The organism is Amycolatopsis iheyensis (genome assembly GCF_024703995.1).
In the GTDB taxonomy this organism is placed as follows: domain Bacteria; phylum Actinomycetota; class Actinomycetes; order Mycobacteriales; family Pseudonocardiaceae; genus Amycolatopsis; species Amycolatopsis iheyensis.
Window position 1 is genome coordinate 143,064 of the sequence record NZ_JAMXQV010000012.1, and the last position, 15,815, is coordinate 158,878.

Below are 15,815 nucleotides of genomic sequence, written 5' to 3' on the forward strand. Positions count from 1 at the left end.
GCGGAGGTGCGCCCGGGCCCTCCAGCTTCTAGCAGCGGCCCGCGATGGCCCGCAGCAGTTCCGCGTCGGTGGTGTCGCCGGACAGCTCCCAGGCGAACACCCCGCCCAGCCCCTGCGACTTCGCGTAGCCCGCCTTGGCCGACGCCGTCTCCGGCGTGTCGTAGCTCCACCACTGCGAACCGCACTTCGCGTACGCCGTACCGGCGATCTTGCCGTTGGCGGGACACGTGGTCTTGAGGACCTTGTAGTTCTCGACGCCGTCCTCGCCGGTCGTCGTGCCGGTCACCGGCCCGGTGGCCGTGCCGCCCGGCTGCTTCTGCGTGACGCCGTCCCAGCCGCGGCCGTAGAAGCCGAGGCCCAGCAACATCTTCGACGACGGCACGCCCTGGTCGCGCAGCTTCTGGATCGCGGCGTCCGCGTAGTACCCGGCGTGCGGGATGCCCGGGTAGGAGCGCAGCGGCGAGTGCGGCGCGGTGGGTCCGGTCGGCTGGCCGCCGGCGACGAAGTAGTCGTAGGTCATCACGTTGTACCAGTCGAGGTACCGGCTCGCGCTGCCGTAGTCGGTGGCGTCGATCTTGCCGTTCTTCGAACCGTCGGCGGTGATCGCGGCGGTGACCAGCTGCCGGTGCCCGAACTTGTCGCGCAGCGCCTTGACCAGGGCGGTGAACGCTTTCGGCCCGCTGGTGTCGCAGGTGTCGCCGCAGGCGTTCGGGTACTCCCAGTCGATGTCTATGCCGTCGAAGACGCCCGCCCAGCGCGGGTCGTTGACCAGGTTGTAGCAGGACTCGGCGAACGCGGCCGGGTTCTTCGCCGCCTCGCCGAAGCCCGCCGACCAGGTCCAGCCGCCGAAGGACCAGAGCACCTTCAGCTTCGGGTGCAGCTTCTTGAGCTGGAGGATCTGGTTGAAGCTGCCGTGCAGCGGCCCGCTGTCCGCCTGGCCGTTGACGCTCATGGTGGCGTCGTAGGGCATGTCGTGGTCGGCCCACGGGTCGCCCACCGCGCAGCCACCGCCGGTGACGTTGCCGAAGGCGTAGTTGATGTGGGTCAGCTTCGCGGCCGAACCCGAGGTCTCGATGTCCTTGACGTGGTAGTTGCGGGCGTAGACGTCCCAGTCGGCGAAGTAGGCCATCACCTTGTCCTGGGAGTGACCGCCCCGGGACTGGCCGGCTTCGGCGGCGGGCGGCGCGACGACGGCGGCGCCCACCAGGGCGAGCGCGACGGCGGCGATGCTTTTTCTCATGCGGAGCACAGCATTCCCTTTCGGCGGACCGGCCGGTCGGACAGCCGAGGCTAACAGGTCCAGACCACTGCGGACCAGAGTGAAACGTTGCGGTCAAAGGGTTTCACAATGGACCCCGAGCCGGGCGCGGATTCACCGGCGTGGAATGATCGGCCGATGACCGAGTTCGGCTGCGCCCGCTGCTCCGGCGAAGACGCCCTGACCGCGCTGGCCTTCTGCACGACCCGCCTGCGGGAGACCCACCGCCTGGTCGAACAGTCGCACTTCGGCATCTCGCTGCGCGAATGTCCGGAATGCACGCAGGCGTTCGCCGCCATCTTCACCGAGTTCGTCGACTGGACCGGCGGCGAGGACGCGCAGTACTTCGATTTCGTGCCACTCACCCCCGCCGAGGTGACATCGTTGGCAGCGCAGGGTTCCCGGGTCGACCTCGTGCGCCTCGGCGCGCTCGGCAGCCTCCGGCGGCGGCTGTCGTCGAGCTGGCCGACCGGCGGGGCGAAACAGATCTCCTGGCGCACGGACGCGCTTTCGGTGCGCGAAGGCTACTGAGCGGCCGCTTCGAGGATCGCGGCGGCCGAGCGGTCGACGTCGGCCTCGGTCGTCGTCCAGCCGGACACCGAAATCCGCAGAAATCGGCGGCCGCGCCAGGTGGTTCCGCCGAGCCAGCAGGTCCCGTCGCGCTGAACCCGGTCCACGACCGCGTCGGTGTCGTCGCCGAAGGACACCAGGACCTGGTTGAGCATGACATCGTTGGCGATCTCGGCACCGCCTGCTTCGAGGGTGCGCGCGAAGCGGCGGGCCAGCCGGCAGCAGCGGTCGACGAGCTCGGCGACGCCGTCCCGGCCCAGCTCGCGCAGGGCCGCCCAGACCGCGAAGCCGCGGGCGCGGCGTGACGACTCGAGGGTGAGGTCGCCCATGCCGGACACCTCGCCGGCGCCGGTCAGGTAGGCGGCGCGGTAGGCGATGGTCTGGGCGTGGACCTCCGGCCGGGAGCAGAAGACGAACCCCGAGTCGTAGGGGACGTTGAGCCACTTGTGGCCGTCGCAGGCCCAGGAGTCGGCGAGCTCGACGCCGTCCAGGAGGTGCGCGGTCCGCGGGTTGGCGGCGGCCCAGAGCCCGAAGGCGCCGTCGACGTGGAGCCAGGCGTGCTTCGCGGCCGCGCGGGCTTTCCCGACGTCGTCGCAGGCGCCGGTGTTCACGTTCCCGGCCTGGAGGCAGACGATCGTCGGTCCGGCTTCGGCCTCGACGACGGCCCGCAGGTGCTCGACGTCGATCGCGCCGTCCACTTTCGCCCGCACCGGTTCGACGGCGCGGGTGCCGAAGCCCAGCAAGCGCAGTGCGCGGTCGATGGTGGCGTGGCGTTCTTCGCTCGCGACGACGCGCACGCGCGGGGCGCCGTGCAGGCCGTCGCGTTCGACGTCCCACCCGGCTTCGGCGAGCACGTGGTGCCGGGCGGCGGCGAGCCCGACGGTGTTGGCGGCCTGTCCACCGGTGACGAAGCCGGCGGACGCGGTGGCGGGCAGCCCGAGCAGCTCCTTGAGCCAGCCCCCGGCGGCTTCTTCGGCGGCGGCCGCGGCCGGGGAGAGGACGGCGTTGAAGGCGTTCTGGTCCCAGCCGGTGGCGAGGATGTCGGCGGCCGTCGCCGCCGGAAGCGAGCCGCCGACGACGAAGCCGAAGAACCGCGGCCCGGCGGTGGCGACCAGCCCGGGTTCGGCGGCCCGGGCCAGCTCCTCGAGCACTTGCGCCGGCGGGGTGGGCTTTTCGGGCAGGTCACCGAAGGCGGCGCGGAGGGCGGCCCGGTCCACGGTCCGAGCGACGGGCCGGTCGTTCAGACTTGCCCGGTATTCAGCCGCCAGCTCCGCGGCGCGGCCCAGGATTTCGTCCACGGCCCGACTCTAGGCCGGTGCCGGGGTGTCGCGGGGCCAACCCGTGCACCGCCGTGATCCCGGCCAGCACCAGCTCGATCCCGCCGAGGAACTGCTCCCGGTCGTCGTGTCCCCGGACCTCCGCCGCGACCGCTCGCGTGAAGGGGTACTCCGCCGGGTCGAGCGCCTCCCACGCCGTCGCCACCCCGTCGAGGAACTCCTCCCGGTCCCCCACCGCCACCGGCGCCCTCGTGTTGACCGCGTTCTGCCCGGCCGCGCCCAGGATGTAGTGCACCAGCGCCGACGTGGCCGTGAACCGGCTCCCCGCCGGCACGCCGAGCGCCTCGACCTCGCGCCCGATCGCCTCGAAGATCCGCGGCGCCACCGAGCCCCACGGCCGCCGGGACAGCTGCAGCGCCAGCTGCGTCGCCAGCCACGGGTGCTCCTCGGTCGCGGTGAACAGCCCGAGTGCGACCTCGCGGATCCCCGCACCCACGGCCGACGCCACGACGCCGTCCGTCGCCGCCGCGAGGAGCTCCTCCTTGTTCGCGACGTGCCAGTAGATCGCGCCCGGCCCGGTGGCCAGGCGCTCGCTCAGCGCCCGGAACGTCAGCCCGCCCTCGCCGGCCGCGTCGAGCAGCTCGATCGCCGCCGCCACGATCCGGTCCCGGGAGAGCGCCTGTGTGCGCCGCGTCGCCATGCGTTCATCTTGACATGTCTGGAACGCCGTTCCAAGCTTGGAACAAGATTCCAGAAGGAGGAGCGACCATGATCACGATCATCGGAGCCGGGCTCGGTGGCCTCACCCTCGCCCGCGTCCTGCACGTCCACGGCGTCCCGGCCACCGTCTACGAGGCCGAAGCCTCGCCGGACGCCCGCGCCCAGGGCGGCATGCTCGACATCCACGACGACACCGGCCAGCCCGCGCTCGAAGCGGCCGGGCTGACCACCGAGTTCCGCGCCCTCGTCCTCGAAGGCCGCCAGGCGATGCGGATCCTCGACGCCGGCGGCGCGGTCCTCTACGAAGAAGCCGACGACGGCACCGGCGGACGGCCCGAGGTGCAACGCGGGGAGCTGCGTCAGGTCCTGCTCGACGCGCTGCCGCCCGGCACCGTCCGCTGGGGGCACAAGGTCACCGGTGTCCGCGCCCTGGGCGACGGCCGCCACGAGGTGAGCTTCGCCGACGGCACGAGCGTCACCACGACCATGCTCGTCGGCGCGGACGGGGCCTGGTCACGGGTCCGGCCGCTGCTGAGCGCCGCCACTCCCGCGTACATCGGCCGCACGTACGTCGAGACCTACCTGCACGACGCCGACACGCGGCACCCCGAAGCCGCCGAGGCGGTCGGCGGCGGGTCGATGCTGGCGCTCGCGCCGGGGAAGGGCATCCAGGCCCACCGCGAGAAGGGCGACACCCTGCACACCTACGTCGCGCTCACCGAGCCGCGGGCGTGGTTCGACGACGTCGATCCCGCCCGCGTGGCCGGGGAGTTCGTCGGCTGGGCGCCGGAGCTCACCGCGTTGATCACCGACAGCGACACCGAGCCGGTCGTCCGCCTCCTGCACTCGCTGCCGGTCGGGCACCGCTGGGACCCCGTGCCGGGGGTGACGCTGCTCGGCGACGCCGCCCACCTCGCCGCCCCGAACGGCGAAGGCGCCAACCTCGCGATGCTCGACGGCGCCGAGCTCGGCCAGGCACTCGCGGCCGGCGGCGAGGCCGCCATCGCCGGCTACGAGGAGGCCATGTTCGCCCGCGGCGCTCGCGCCGCCGCCGAGGGCAACCAGCTCCACGAGCACCTCTTCGGCGACGACACACCGCACGGCCTGGTCGACGCGTTCGTCACCGGGCAGCCGGTGTGATCCGGTCGTGAACCGGGAACAATCGGGTGCCCCCAGGCGTAGCTTCGGACTATGGAGACCCCGCTGAGCACCGACCGGCTCGTGATCCGGGACTGGACGGCTGCCGACGCCGAAGCCGCGTTCGCCATCTACGGCGCGGAAGACGTCACGCACTGGCTGACCCCGGCCATGGACCGCGTCGGTGACGTCGGCGCGATGCGCTCGGTCCTGCAGGCCTGGCAGGAGACCCAGCCGAACCTGGTGCCCCCGCGCGGCCGGTGGGCGATCGAGCGCAAGGAGGACGGCGCGGTGCTCGGCGGCCTCGGCATCCGGCTGCTGCCGCCGTTCGAAGAGGACCTCGAGCTCAGCTGGCAGCTCGCCCCCGGCGTCTGGGGCCGGGGCTACGCGTCGGAGGCCGCCACCGCGCTCATCGGGTGGGCCTTCACCCAGGACACCGACGAGCTGTTCGCCGTCGCGCGGCCGAACAACAACCGCGCGATCGCCGTCGCCAAGCGGCTCGGCATGCAGTGGGTCGGCGAGACGGAGAAGTACTACAACCTGCGTCTCCAGGTGTACCGGATCCGGCACACCGACCTCATCGACTGACCGGCTCCAGCAGGAAGACCCGGATCTCGCGGTGCTCGGCCCGCACGGCGTAGCGGTCGTAGGCGGGCCAGTACTCCGCGACGGCGTCCCACATCTCCTGACGCTCTTCACCGGTCAGTAGCCGCCCGGCGACCTCGACGGTCCGGCCGCGGATGGTGGCCGTCGCCTTCGGCTGGGCCAGCAGGTTCGCCGACCACGCCGGGTGCGCCTCGCCACCCCAGTTCGAGCCGATCACGACGTACGCGCCGCCGCGCTCGACGTAGAGCAGCGGCACCTGCCGGGGCTCGCCGCTGCGGCGGCCGATCGTCGTCAGCAGCAGCGTCCTCAGCCCGACGGCCGTGCCGACACCGACCCGGCCGCCGCTGATCCGCAGCAGCACCCGGTCGGCGGGCACGAGCGCCCGTCCGAGCACCGCGAACGCCCTGCTCTTGCCGAAACCCGCGAAGACACCGCGCAAACCAGCCACGGCGAAACCCTAGCGGTCACCACCGCGACGGCGCCGGGGGCGGCACGACGGGCGGCCGGTCGTCGCAGGTGATCGTGTTCGGCAGCAGCCACGGCGCGAGCCAGGAGCCGTTGCCGCCGAGGTCGGTCAGCGCGAACTCCGACCCGGCCGGCGGGAAGTTGAACGAGCCGCAGTTGTTGACGCCGACCGCGCCGACGTTGCGCGCCTCGACGTTCCGGAACGACGCCGAGCCGGCCGACCGGGCACTGAGGACGGACGTCCCGGCGCCGTCGACGCGCAGATCGGCGAACTCCAGGCCGCTGATCGAGTACTCGTCCTTCACCGGGAAGTCACTGACGAGCATGATCGCGTTGTAGGTGTTGTCGAGGAAGTGGTCGCCGGTCACCTCGATGTCCGCGGCGATGTCCTTTTCGAGCGCGTAGAACCAGAGCGCGCCGAGCCCGATCTTCCAGTTCAGCTCGAACGTGCCGGCCCGCACGGTCGTGTTGTCCGTGATCCGCAGCTTCCCGGCGAACGGCTCGGCGCCGAACCGCGAGCCGACCTGGATCGCGCTGCCTTCCCGGATCGGGTCGGCGACCAGGTTGCCCGACACCGTGTTGTCGGCGCCGCCGTACACCGCGATCCCGTTGGCCAGCACCGGCGTCTGGATCGTGTTGTGGCTGAACGTGTTGCGCGTGTCCTGGGCCTTCTCCGACCACATCGCCAGGCCGTCGTCGCCGGTGTTGCGGACGAAGTTGCCGTGCACCAGCGAGTCCGTCACTCCCGTGTGGAAGTTCAGGCCGTCGGCGATCTGGTCGGCGATGACGTTGCGCGTGATCCGGGTGCCCCGCATCGGGCCGTCGAACCACAGGCCGACCTTGGTGTGGTGCAGGTACAGCGAGTCCACAGTGGAGTCGCTGAGCGCGCCGCCGATCGCGTTGACCTGGTCGGTGTCGATCCGTTCCCGGACGTCACCTTCGACGGCGAACCCGGAGAGGTGGACGTTGTGACTGCCCCCGGCCGCGGCGTCCTTGCCGTAGACGCCGACGCCGTGGCCCTTGAGGACCGAGTACCAGCTGCCGGCGCCTTCGATCGTCACGTCGTCGACGATGACGTGCCGATTGACCTGGTACGTCCCGGGCGGCAGGTAAACCTTGAGGTGCGCGCGGCGGGCGAAGGCGATGGCGCGGTCGAGGGCGTCGGCCGAGTCCCGCCGTCCGGTCGGGTCGGCGCCGAAGAGCAGCGCGTTCGCCGCGAAGAAGTCGGCCCGCGGCGGCGCGACCAGTTCGGAGTCGAGCAGGTCGACGACCGTCCACTCGGCACTGCTGCCGGCCGGGACGGTGAGCCGGACCCGGTCCCCCGCGCGGTAGGTCTTGCCGAGCAGGAGCCGCTGTTCGTCGTAGAAGTGACTGGGGCGGAACGGTTTGGCGATCTCCGGCGCCGGGGTGGTCGCCGCGGGCACGCAGGAGCACTCGGTGATCCACCAGTCCGGGTGCAGCAGGCCGGCGTCCGGGTCGTTGGTGAACGGGTACTGGTTGTACAGCCAGGAGTACTGCGAGGTCAGCGTCATCCGCTGCCGGTGCGCGCCGTTCACGGTGACGTCGAGGGGCGCGGTGATCCCGCCGCCGCGCGGCGCGTCGGGAATGCTGTAGCGGACGGTGATCGCGTTCGCCGCGGCCGGCAGCGTGAACTCGACGTGCTGCCCCGGCGTCAGCTTGACCGCGCGCCGGCCGGACGCCTCCGACGGCAGCGTGTAGGCCTCGCGATCGGGGCCGATCACGACGCCGTCGGTGCGGGCGTTCTCCGCCTCCTGCTCGAGGAAGCCGACGTCGGCCCCGCGCCCGGCGACGAGGGCCGGGTCGAGCGCGGCCCGCGTCACGACCGGCCGCTCGGCCGCCGACGCGGGCACGGCCACCGGCAGGAGGGCGGCAACCGCGACGAGCACGGTTGCGAAGGTGCGTCGCGCCATCGCGGACCTCGATTCTCGAGTGGAGTGCGGCGGAAGAGTAGGTCGCCGCTCGCGGGTCGCACAAGCTTTTGCTGGAACTTACTCGGAACTTGCGGATATCAGTACACAAGTTGCGCAACCGAACGTCTGGCAGGGTGGATCCATGACAGGCCCCGAAACCGCCGCCGAAGTCTTCGACGCGCTCGGCACGGACTACGAACACGCCTTCCGCACCGCGACCGCCCAGCGCGACGCGATCACCGACCTGCTCGCGGCCCTGCCCCCGCGGGCCGGGGTGCTCGACCTCGGCGCGGGCACCGGGCGTCCGACCGCGGAGCTGCTCGCCGGAGCGGGGCACGACGTCACCGGCTACGACGTCGCGCCGAAGATGGTGGAGATCGCCCGGGCCCAGGTCCCCGCGGCGCGCTTCGAGCTCGGCGACATGCGCGAGCTGACCTTCGACGCCGGCTCGTGGGACGCGATCACCGTGTTCTTCTCGATGCTGCAGCTCCCCCGCGCCGACCAGGAAACGATGATCGGCCGGTTCGCGCAGTGGCTGAAGCCCGGCGGCCGGCTCGTCTTCGCGACCGTGCCCGCCGACGTCGACGGCGTCGACATCGTGTTCATGGGCCACCCGGTGCGCGCGAGCAGCTTCACCGCCGAGGCCGTCGCCGGGCTGCTGCGCGCGGCGGGCCTGGAGATCGTCCGCGAAGAGCTCGCGGAGTTCGTGCCGGACCACCCCGGCGCCACTCCCGAACCGCACGTGTACCTGACCGCACGCAAGCCTTCGTGAGTCGATCGTCGCGTCAACCGGTCACCGGGACATCGCCCCGGCGGACATGAATTTTGCTCAACTTCATGCGTGTTCCCGGCCGGAGACCCGAGCTAAAGTGAGGGATGGGCATCGAAGCTCTGGCCACGCCGGTACCTCGCGAACACCGTGAGCTGGTGCGCGAGATGCTGGCCAGGCTGCCCGAGTTCGCCGATCGCCTCGCCCGGCTGCTCAGCGAAGAAGACGACTTCTACCGCCAAGTGGACCACGTCGCGCCCGGCGAGCTGCGGCAGGTCTGCCGGGCCAACCTCGAACGCGCGCTGACCGCGCTGGTCGAAGGCCGCGGTCTCGCCCTCGACGCCGCCCGCAAGACCGGGCTCGTCCAGGCGCGCCAGGGCATCCCGCTGCCCGCGGTGCTGCGCGCGTTCCGGATCGGCGGCACGTTCGTCTACGAGGCGCTACTGGAGCTCGCCGGCCCGGAGTTCCTCAACCCGACCCGGACGATCGAGATCAACTCCTACGTCTGGAAGGCGATCGACCTCTACTCCGACGCGCTGACCACGGCCTACGACGAAGTCGCGGCCGAGCCGTCGCACGCGAACGCGCGGCTGCTCGACGACCTGCTGCGCGGCCGGCTGGTGAGCCAGGCCGAGATGGAGGCGGCGGCCCGGGAGCTGGGCCTGCCGACCGCGGGCATGTTCGTCGCCGTCGTCACCGAACGCGTCGAGGCTGGCGGCGAAGACAGTGTCGAGGCGCTGCTGCACGCGCGTCGGTGGCGCTCGGCCTGGCGGCCCGGCGGCGAGGCGGGCCTGGTCGCGGTCGACCGGGGCGAGGACGTCCGGCGGCTGCGCGAAGTGCTGAGCTCGCTGCCGGTGGCGGCCGGGATGAGCCGGCCGTTCAGCGGGTTCCCGGACGTCCCGGACGCCCTGCACCGCGCCCGGATCGCGCGGCGCTCACTGCCGGCGGGGACGGCGGGTGTGGTGGTGTTCGGCGACTCGCCGGTGACGACACTGGTCGCCGCCGCGCCGGGCATGGCCCGCGACGTCGTGCGTTCGGCGCTCACCGGCGTGCTCACGCTGCCGGGCGCGGAACGCAAGGTCCTGCTCGACACGCTGCTCGCGTGGTTCGCCGGGCACGGCTCGGCGAAGGAGGCCGCGGACCGGTTGTTCGTGCACCCCAACACGGTCCGCTACCGGCTGCGCCGGGTGCAGGACCTCACCAAGCGCGACCTGACCGACCCGGTGGACATCGGCGAGCTGTACGTCGCCCTGGAGTCGGTGCGGCTCGATCCGGAGCCATCGTAGATCGACAGCTACCGATTGACTTTCGATAGATTTACCGCGATAGTCGTCGCATGCTCTCCGAAAGACGCGCCGTCGCGGCGCTCCGGGTGTTCCTCGTCGTGCTGTTCGGCGTGCTCCTCGTGTTCCAGACGCTCTCGCTGCCGGGCGGCATCGCCTACCACACGCAGCAGAACCCGCACGACGCTCCGCTGCGCTGGCCGCTGACCGCGATCGCGGTGTTCCTCGTGCTGTGCGTGCAGGTGGTGGTCGTCGCGACCTGGCAGCTGCTGACCCTGGTCAAGAAGGACCGGATCTTCACCAGCGCGTCCCTGAAGTGGGTCGACGCGATCGTCTGGGCGATCGGCGCCGCGTGGCTGGTGTTCGTCGGCATGCTGATCTTCGTCGGCTTCAACGCCGACGACCCGGGGATGCCGATGCTGCTGTTCCTGGTGACGGTCGGGATCACCGTGCTCGGCCTGCTGATGGTGGTCATGCGCGCCCTGCTGCGCCAGGCCACCGCGCTGCGCACCGACCTGGAAGCGGTCATCTGATGGCGATCGTCGTGCGCATCGACGTCGAACTGGCCAAGCGCAAGCTGAGCGTCGGCGAGTTCGCCGAGAAGGTCGGCCTGACGCCGGCCAACGTCGCGGTGCTGAAGAACGGCCGAGCGAAGGCGGTGCGGTTCAGCACGCTGGAGGCGATGTGCCGGGTCCTGGAGTGCCAGCCCGGCGACCTGCTGGAGTGGGTCGACGACTAGGCCGCGTCGGCTTCGACCAACCTCGCCAGCTCCAGCAACGTGCTCTCGAAGCCCGGACCGGCGGTGAGCGCCACGGTGAGCGGACCCCCGCGCCGGTCCGTGCCCACCGGGAGCGTCACCGCCGGCTCCGTCCACTCGGGACGGTCACGGGCCGCCGAGACGACCACGTCCGGGCGCGGGCTCCGGCCGCCCGCGTCGAGGTCGAGCACCACGTTGCCGTGCAGGGAAAGCAGGGCCGCGACGTCGGCGACGGCGTCGCGCAGCTCGCGGTCGGCGATCGAGTCCGAGTGCGCGCCGATCGCCGCCCGGGAGGGTTCGCCGCCGAGTCTCGGCACGATCAGCGCGAGGTCGCCCGGGGCGAGGGCCAGCACCCGGATGCCGGGCACGCCGGCCAGCGGGTCGGTCAGGGTGATCCCCGCGCTCGCGGCCGCCGCCACGATCCGGGCCCGCCAGCGCGCGGTCGCCGCGATGGCGACCTTCGAAGGGTCCTGGGGCAAAAGGGAAGTGCTCCTTCGCGAATCCGGCGCGGCGGGATGAGGATCGTCCGATGGTGGGCCCGCGTCCGTTGTGCCCGGGAACAAACATGTTTGGTCGCTTGGTCCGAACGGCCGCGCACATGCCGCCTTCCGGTCGCCCGGAGTGCGTGTGACCACCGGTCACACTTTGACGCGCGGCGTGGCGCGGGCCACTATCCGCAGCACCTGATTACCGCCGGGTAATTTGTGTGTCTGCGTGAGTCGACGACGACTACCCAGGAGGACCGTTGCGACGTGCTTTCGGCCTGATCTTGCTCGCACTGGGCGTGTTCGCGGTCGCCGGGGCGGTGCTGCTCCCGACCTGGGTCTACCCGAAACTCGCCAAGGTGCCGCTGGACCAGGACTCGACGTCGGTGCTCGAAGGCACCGCGAGCAAGGTCCTCGCCGTGACCGACGACGGAACCGGTCCGGTTTCGAAGATCCGCGAGAACGCGAAGCTGACCGCGGTCGGGCGCGTGCAGGCGAACTTCGCCGCGCCGGAGATGCGCCAGGACACCGACTACGCGGTCTGGCTGCTGGCGGTGCAGGTCACCGACGACGCCGACAACACCGTGCTGAGCGCGAGCAAGCGGCAGGTCTGCTTCGACCGGCGCACCGGCGAGGGCTACCAGCCCCACGGCGAGGCCTCGCCGCCGTGCGACGCCTCCAGCAGCTACGTCACCGAGCTGAAGGACAAGGCCGAAAAGGACGGTCAGAAGCCGCCCGAGACCAACGACTACAAGGCGCAGCCCGGCCAGAACTTCAAGTTCCCCTTCGGCACCGAGCAGAAGGACTACCCGGTCTACGACGACAACACCGGTGCGGCCGTCACCGCCCGCTACACCGGCACCGACACGGTGAACGGGATCGAGACCTACAAGTTCGTCCAGGACATCCCGGACACCAAGCTCGACTCGAAGAAGGTCCCCGGCTCGCTCGTCGGCTCGGACAAGGCGACCGTCGACGCCGACCTCTACTACCGCGGCGTCAACACCTTCTGGGTGGAGCCGGTCACCGGGATCGAGGTGAAGCAGCAGCAACAACAGCACCAGGAGCTGCGCGTCGGCACCAGCGGCTCGTCGACCGTCGTGTTCGACGGGACGCTCGCCTACAACGGCAAGACCATCTCGCAGATGGTCGACCAGGTGACCGAGAACAAGGGCAAGCTGGAGTTCCTGTCGAGCACCGGCCCGCTGTGGCTCGGCATCGGCGGTGGCGTGCTGATCATCGGTTCGATCGTGCTGCTGGTCCGACGTCGGCCGGCCGCGCCGCCGGCACCGCCGCGGCGGCGGCAGCGGGTGCCGGTCGGCGCCGACCGGTAGTCACTTCCGGCGCAGCACCAGCACCAGGTTCCAGGACGCTATTTCGCGGAGGCCGGGAATCCGCACGATCCACATCGCCCAGCTCGGGTGGTAACGCGGATACCCGGCCACGACATCGGCCAGTGGCGTCGTCTTCGCCCAGCGAAGCGCGGCGCCCACCGAAACCGGGAAGAGGCTTTCCCCGAATTTGTTCTTCGGCTGCTTCCCGAGTTTCCGCGAATACCGCCGCCGGGCGTAGTGACCGCCGAGGAAATGCCACGGCGCGGTCTCGTGCCCGCCCCACGGCGAGAACCACGGGGTGAACGACGCGAAGACCGTGCCGCCGGGCTTGGTCACCCGGCACATCTCGTCGAGCATCACCCACGGCTCGGCGACGTGCTCGAGCACGTTCGACGAGTAGCAGACGTCGACGGATCCGCTGCGTACCGGCAGTTCCGTGCCGCTGGCGCGGATCATGTTCTCCCCCGGCTCGCCGCGCGCGGACAGCTCGCCGACGTCCGGGTCGAGGCCCAGGTAGACCGCGCCGGCCGCGCGGAAGGCGTCGGAGAAGTAGCCCGGGCCGCCGCCGACGTCGAGCACCGTGCGGCCGGACAGCGGAGTGTGTGCCGCCAGTTGCCGGACCGAGTCGGCGGCGAGCGTCGAATAGAAACCGTCCGGGTCGGTCTGCTCGGTGAGGAACGTGCGGAACAGCGTCACGGAACGGCCGAGCGTCGCGCGGTGGGGCGCACCGGCAACAGAATTACCTACCATTGAACCGTCGCTTTCCCGAATACGTTCCTCTACTGTGTACGCACCGGTAACCTAGCATCGTCGCTACAGTTTGGATAACCCGATGGAACGTCCTCGTGTGCTCCTGGTCAACTGGCGCGACACCGGCCACCCCGAGGGTGGCGGGTCGGAGCGGTACGTCGAGCGGATGGCCGAGGGGCTCGCGAGAGCCGGGTACCGGGTCGAAATCCAGTGCGCCGCCTACCCGGGCGCGAACGCGGGCGAATGGCGTGACGGCGTCCGCTACCGGCGGCGCGGCAACAAGTTCGGCGTGTACGCCCACGCCCTGCGCGCGATCCGCCGGGTCCGCGCCGATCTCGTGGTGGACGTGCAGAACGGGATGCCGTTCTTCGCACGGCTGGTCGCCGGTTGTCCCGTGCTGGTGCTCGTGCACCACGTCCACAAGGAACAGTGGATCAGCGCGCTCGGCGAGACACTCGGCCGCGTCGGCTGGTGGATCGAGTCGCGGCTGGCGCCGTGGCTGTTCCGGAAGTGCGCCTACGTCACGGTTTCCGAGGTCACCAAGGCCGAGCTGGCCGGGCTGGGGGTTTCCCCGGCCCGGGTGACGGTGGTGCCGAACGGCCTCGACGCGGCCCCGGTGTGCGTGTCCGAACGGGACACCGCACCGACGCTGGTCGCGGTGAGCAGGCTGGTGCCGCACAAGCGGATCGAGCACGCCATCGACGTCGTCGCCCGGCTGGCGCGGCGCTGGCCGGCGCTCAAGCTCGAGGTGGTGGGCCAGGGGCCGTGGGACGAAGTCCTGCGCGAGCACGCGGCCGCGCGCGGCGTATCCGACCGCGTCGTCCTGCACGGCTGGGTCGACGAGCAGGCCAAGCACGAGATCCTCGCGCGGTCGTGGCTGCACCTGTGCCCGTCGGTGAAGGAGGGCTGGGGCATCGTCATCATGGAGGCCGCGGCCCACGGCGTGCCGTCGGTGGCCTACCGCGCGGCCGGCGGGGTCGCGGAATCCATTGTGGAAGGCCGGACCGGCCTGCTGGCCGACGACTTCGAGGACTTCACCGGCAAGGTCGACGGCCTGCTCGCCGATGGCCTGCGACGCGCGGAGATGGGCCTGGCCGGCGCCGAGCGCGCGGGCGGGTTCAGCTGGGACGCGAGCGTGGGGCAGTTCGAAGCACTGGTCCGGGACGTCTCCACGCGGCCCGCGCCCCGGCCCCGGGTCATCAGCCAAGTGCGTGGCGCGGCGCTGGCGTCATGACCGCAGCTGGTCGCGGAACTCGCCCAGCAGCCGCGCGGCCGCGAGGGCGTCGAAATCCTTGCGGCGCGCCCGCACGGTCACCGTGGTCGTGACGCCGGTCGTCGCCGCGCCGAAAGCCACCCCCGAACGGCCGCTCGCCGCCGGGTAGAACGCCAGGGTGCGCACGGTGTCCCCGGTGGACACCACGCCCAGGTTGGACACCAGGAACGTCGAACCCAGGCGGCTCGCCAGCAGCCGTGTGCCCAGCCGGGCCAAGCGGCTGCTGCGCGCCGGGAAGTCCGGCTCGGGTGGTTGCGCGCGCAGCACCTCGGCGACGTCCGCCGCCGACGGGTCCGGCGTCAGCCGCAACCGGAAGAAAGCGCTGTCCGGCACCGGTTCCGGCGCCGCGCCCGAGCGCCAGGACGCACCCAGCGCGGCCACGACCCGCCCCGCGCGGGCGCGGTGGGCGCGGTTCCAGTGTTCGGTGGTCCGGGCCGCCGCCGCGACGAACCCCGCGGCCCCCAGCCGCAGCCGGGGTTCGTGCCGGGCCACGAAGACGTCTCCCGCGGCCGCGGCGGCCCGGTCGGGGGCGATCCGCGCGGGCGGCGTGAAAAGCGCCTCGGCGAGCCGCTGGAGGGCCGAAACGAAGAAGGACTTGCCGGGCGCGCGTTCGCCGATCCCCGTCGCCGCCGAGGAAACCGGGACGTCGAGGAGGATGCCGAGCAGGGCCAGCAACCCGAGCCCGTCGAGGGCGCCGTGGTGGGCCGCGACGAGCAGCGTCGGTTCGTCGGTGCAGCAGGCGATCCGGATCAGCGGCGCGGCCCGTTCGTAGGGCTGCGCCGCGAACCGGTCGCGCACGGCGGGCAGTTCCGCGCCGGTGGTCGGCTCGATCCCGGGCAGCACACCGAGGTGCGGGTACTGGCCGATCGCGGCGGCCAGCCGGGTCCGGAGCTTTTCGGGGTCGGGCGCGGCCGTGCCGAGCTCCGCTTCGAGGAGGATGCTCCAGGAAACGGTGGGGTCGCCGTAGAGCCCGACGACGCGGTGCGCGCGGTCGGAGGCGAGCCGGGGCACCGCTCAGCGGTTCCCGTAGATCTTGTTCGGGTGGTCGGCGGGGTTGTACTTCACCTGCGCGTTGAGCTTTTCCTGCACCTGGGCGGAGCTGTCCGGGTCCGCGCCCTTGGTGAGGGCGAAGCCCGCTCCGGTCGCCAGACCGCCTCCGAGGATGACGGCGGCGACCACGCCGATGACCGTGCCCACGTG

The 15,815-nt window shown here is 71.6% G+C and carries 18 protein-coding genes; 9 read left to right on the forward strand and 9 right to left on the reverse strand.

Features of this window, described 5'->3' with window-relative positions; all coding sequences use genetic code 11:
* Nucleotides 1-28 precede the first annotated feature (28 nt).
* Nucleotides 29-1,240: a glycoside hydrolase family 18 protein gene (locus M8542_RS23055; RefSeq protein ID WP_276586880.1), complete on the reverse strand. Its 1,212-nt coding sequence runs from the start codon at nt 1,238-1,240 to the stop codon at nt 29-31.
* 156 nt (nt 1,241-1,396) lie between these two features.
* Here M8542_RS23055 and M8542_RS23060 point away from each other — a divergent pair, with 156 nt between their 5' ends.
* Entirely contained in the window at nt 1,397-1,789 is a 393-nt protein-coding gene (locus tag M8542_RS23060; RefSeq protein ID WP_257922284.1) for a hypothetical protein, read from the forward strand.
* On the opposite strand, the gene M8542_RS23065 is transcribed toward M8542_RS23060, so the two are convergent.
* Together M8542_RS23065 and M8542_RS23070 are read right to left on the reverse strand one after the other, a co-directional pair.
* Nucleotides 1,783-3,126 carry a pyridoxal phosphate-dependent decarboxylase family protein gene (locus M8542_RS23065; RefSeq protein ID WP_257922285.1) on the reverse strand — a complete coding sequence of 448 codons (1,344 nt, stop codon included), beginning with the start codon at nt 3,124-3,126 and terminating at the stop codon, nt 1,783-1,785. The genes M8542_RS23060 and M8542_RS23065 overlap by 7 nt on opposite strands.
* Entirely contained in the window at nt 3,086-3,805 is a 720-nt protein-coding gene (locus tag M8542_RS23070) for a TetR/AcrR family transcriptional regulator (RefSeq protein WP_257922286.1), read from the reverse strand. The genes M8542_RS23065 and M8542_RS23070 overlap by 41 nt, the downstream gene beginning before the upstream one ends.
* Nucleotides 3,806-3,873: 68 nt before the next feature.
* On the opposite strand from M8542_RS23070, the gene M8542_RS23075 reads away from it, so the two are divergent.
* A complete protein-coding gene (locus M8542_RS23075) occupies nt 3,874-4,965 on the forward strand; it encodes an FAD-dependent oxidoreductase (protein ID WP_257922287.1) in 1,092 nt (363 codons plus the stop codon).
* A 51-nt stretch (nt 4,966-5,016) separates the two neighbouring features.
* Nucleotides 5,017-5,550: a GNAT family N-acetyltransferase gene (locus M8542_RS23080; protein WP_257922288.1), complete on the forward strand. Its 534-nt coding sequence runs from the start codon at nt 5,017-5,019 to the stop codon at nt 5,548-5,550.
* Here M8542_RS23080 and M8542_RS23085 read toward each other — a convergent pair.
* The gene (locus M8542_RS23085) at nt 5,540-6,007 is read right to left on the reverse strand and encodes a nitroreductase family deazaflavin-dependent oxidoreductase (RefSeq protein WP_257922444.1); all 468 of its coding nucleotides are present in this window, start codon (nt 6,005-6,007) and stop codon (nt 5,540-5,542) included. The two genes, M8542_RS23080 and M8542_RS23085, sit on opposite strands and share 11 nt — an antisense overlap.
* Before the next feature lie 25 nt (nt 6,008-6,032).
* Complete coding sequence (locus tag M8542_RS23090) at nt 6,033-7,940, reverse strand: glycosyl hydrolase family 28-related protein (RefSeq protein ID WP_257922289.1); 1,908 nt, start codon at nt 7,938-7,940, stop codon at nt 6,033-6,035.
* 166 nt (nt 7,941-8,106) lie between these two features.
* On the opposite strand from M8542_RS23090, the gene M8542_RS23095 reads away from it, so the two are divergent.
* From M8542_RS23095 to M8542_RS23110, 4 genes are all read left to right on the forward strand, one after another.
* Nucleotides 8,107-8,736, forward strand: a complete 630-nt coding sequence (locus tag M8542_RS23095; RefSeq protein WP_257922290.1) for a class I SAM-dependent methyltransferase — start codon at nt 8,107-8,109, stop codon at nt 8,734-8,736.
* Nucleotides 8,737-8,840: 104 nt separating this feature from the next.
* Nucleotides 8,841-10,019 carry a PucR family transcriptional regulator gene (locus M8542_RS23100; RefSeq protein WP_257922291.1) on the forward strand — a complete coding sequence of 393 codons (1,179 nt, stop codon included), beginning with the start codon at nt 8,841-8,843 and terminating at the stop codon, nt 10,017-10,019.
* A 50-nt stretch (nt 10,020-10,069) separates the two neighbouring features.
* The gene (locus tag M8542_RS23105; protein ID WP_257922292.1) at nt 10,070-10,549 is read left to right on the forward strand and encodes a DUF2975 domain-containing protein; all 480 of its coding nucleotides are present in this window, start codon (nt 10,070-10,072) and stop codon (nt 10,547-10,549) included.
* Nucleotides 10,549-10,755: a helix-turn-helix domain-containing protein gene (locus tag M8542_RS23110; protein WP_247056639.1), complete on the forward strand. Its 207-nt coding sequence runs from the start codon at nt 10,549-10,551 to the stop codon at nt 10,753-10,755. Before M8542_RS23105 ends, M8542_RS23110 begins: the two co-directional genes overlap by 1 nt.
* Here the strand turns inward: M8542_RS23110 and M8542_RS23115 are convergent.
* Nucleotides 10,752-11,252 (reverse strand): hypothetical protein, encoded by a 501-nt coding sequence (locus tag M8542_RS23115; protein WP_257922293.1) that lies wholly within the window; start codon nt 11,250-11,252, stop codon nt 10,752-10,754. The two genes, M8542_RS23110 and M8542_RS23115, sit on opposite strands and share 4 nt — an antisense overlap.
* Before the next feature lie 266 nt (nt 11,253-11,518).
* Between M8542_RS23115 and pgfA the strand changes: the two genes are divergently transcribed.
* Entirely contained in the window at nt 11,519-12,592 is a 1,074-nt protein-coding gene (pgfA, locus tag M8542_RS23120) for a cell envelope lipid trafficking protein PgfA (protein ID WP_257922294.1), read from the forward strand.
* Here the strand turns inward: pgfA and M8542_RS23125 are convergent, their stop codons facing one another.
* Nucleotides 12,593-13,288, reverse strand: coding sequence for a class I SAM-dependent methyltransferase (locus M8542_RS23125; RefSeq protein WP_257922295.1), 696 nt, complete (start codon nt 13,286-13,288; stop codon nt 12,593-12,595).
* Between the two features lie 136 nt (nt 13,289-13,424).
* Between M8542_RS23125 and M8542_RS23130 the strand changes: the two genes are divergently transcribed.
* Entirely contained in the window at nt 13,425-14,576 is a 1,152-nt protein-coding gene (locus M8542_RS23130) for a glycosyltransferase family 4 protein (protein WP_257922296.1), read from the forward strand.
* Here M8542_RS23130 and M8542_RS23135 read toward each other — a convergent pair.
* Together M8542_RS23135 and M8542_RS23140 are read right to left on the reverse strand one after the other, a co-directional pair.
* A complete protein-coding gene (locus tag M8542_RS23135; protein WP_257922297.1) occupies nt 14,571-15,626 on the reverse strand; it encodes a hypothetical protein in 1,056 nt (351 codons plus the stop codon). The two genes, M8542_RS23130 and M8542_RS23135, sit on opposite strands and share 6 nt — an antisense overlap.
* A gap of 3 nt (nt 15,627-15,629) precedes the next feature.
* Nucleotides 15,630-15,812, reverse strand: coding sequence for a hypothetical protein (locus M8542_RS23140; protein ID WP_257922298.1), 183 nt, complete (start codon nt 15,810-15,812; stop codon nt 15,630-15,632).
* Nucleotides 15,813-15,815: the final 3 nt, after the last annotated feature.

Bases quoted from the DNA above. Each gene is read 5' to 3' on its own strand.
- M8542_RS23105 (WP_257922292.1), top strand. From the start codon at position 10,070: ATGCTCTCCGAAAGACGCGCCGTCGCGGCGCTCCGGGTGTTCCTCGTC.
- M8542_RS23075 (WP_257922287.1), top strand. From the start codon at position 3,874: ATGATCACGATCATCGGAGCCGGGCTCGGTGGCCTCACCCTCGCCCGC.
- M8542_RS23095 (WP_257922290.1), top strand. From the start codon at position 8,107: ATGACAGGCCCCGAAACCGCCGCCGAAGTCTTCGACGCGCTCGGCACG.
- M8542_RS23060 (WP_257922284.1), top strand. From the start codon at position 1,397: ATGACCGAGTTCGGCTGCGCCCGCTGCTCCGGCGAAGACGCCCTGACC.
- M8542_RS23110 (WP_247056639.1), top strand. From the start codon at position 10,549: ATGGCGATCGTCGTGCGCATCGACGTCGAACTGGCCAAGCGCAAGCTG.
- M8542_RS23130 (WP_257922296.1), top strand. From the start codon at position 13,425: ATGGAACGTCCTCGTGTGCTCCTGGTCAACTGGCGCGACACCGGCCAC.
- M8542_RS23100 (WP_257922291.1), top strand. From the start codon at position 8,841: ATGGGCATCGAAGCTCTGGCCACGCCGGTACCTCGCGAACACCGTGAG.
- M8542_RS23070 (WP_257922286.1), bottom strand. From the start codon at position 3,805: ATGGCGACGCGGCGCACACAGGCGCTCTCCCGGGACCGGATCGTGGCG.
- M8542_RS23055 (WP_276586880.1), bottom strand. From the start codon at position 1,240: ATGAGAAAAAGCATCGCCGCCGTCGCGCTCGCCCTGGTGGGCGCCGCC.
- M8542_RS23080 (WP_257922288.1), top strand. From the start codon at position 5,017: ATGGAGACCCCGCTGAGCACCGACCGGCTCGTGATCCGGGACTGGACG.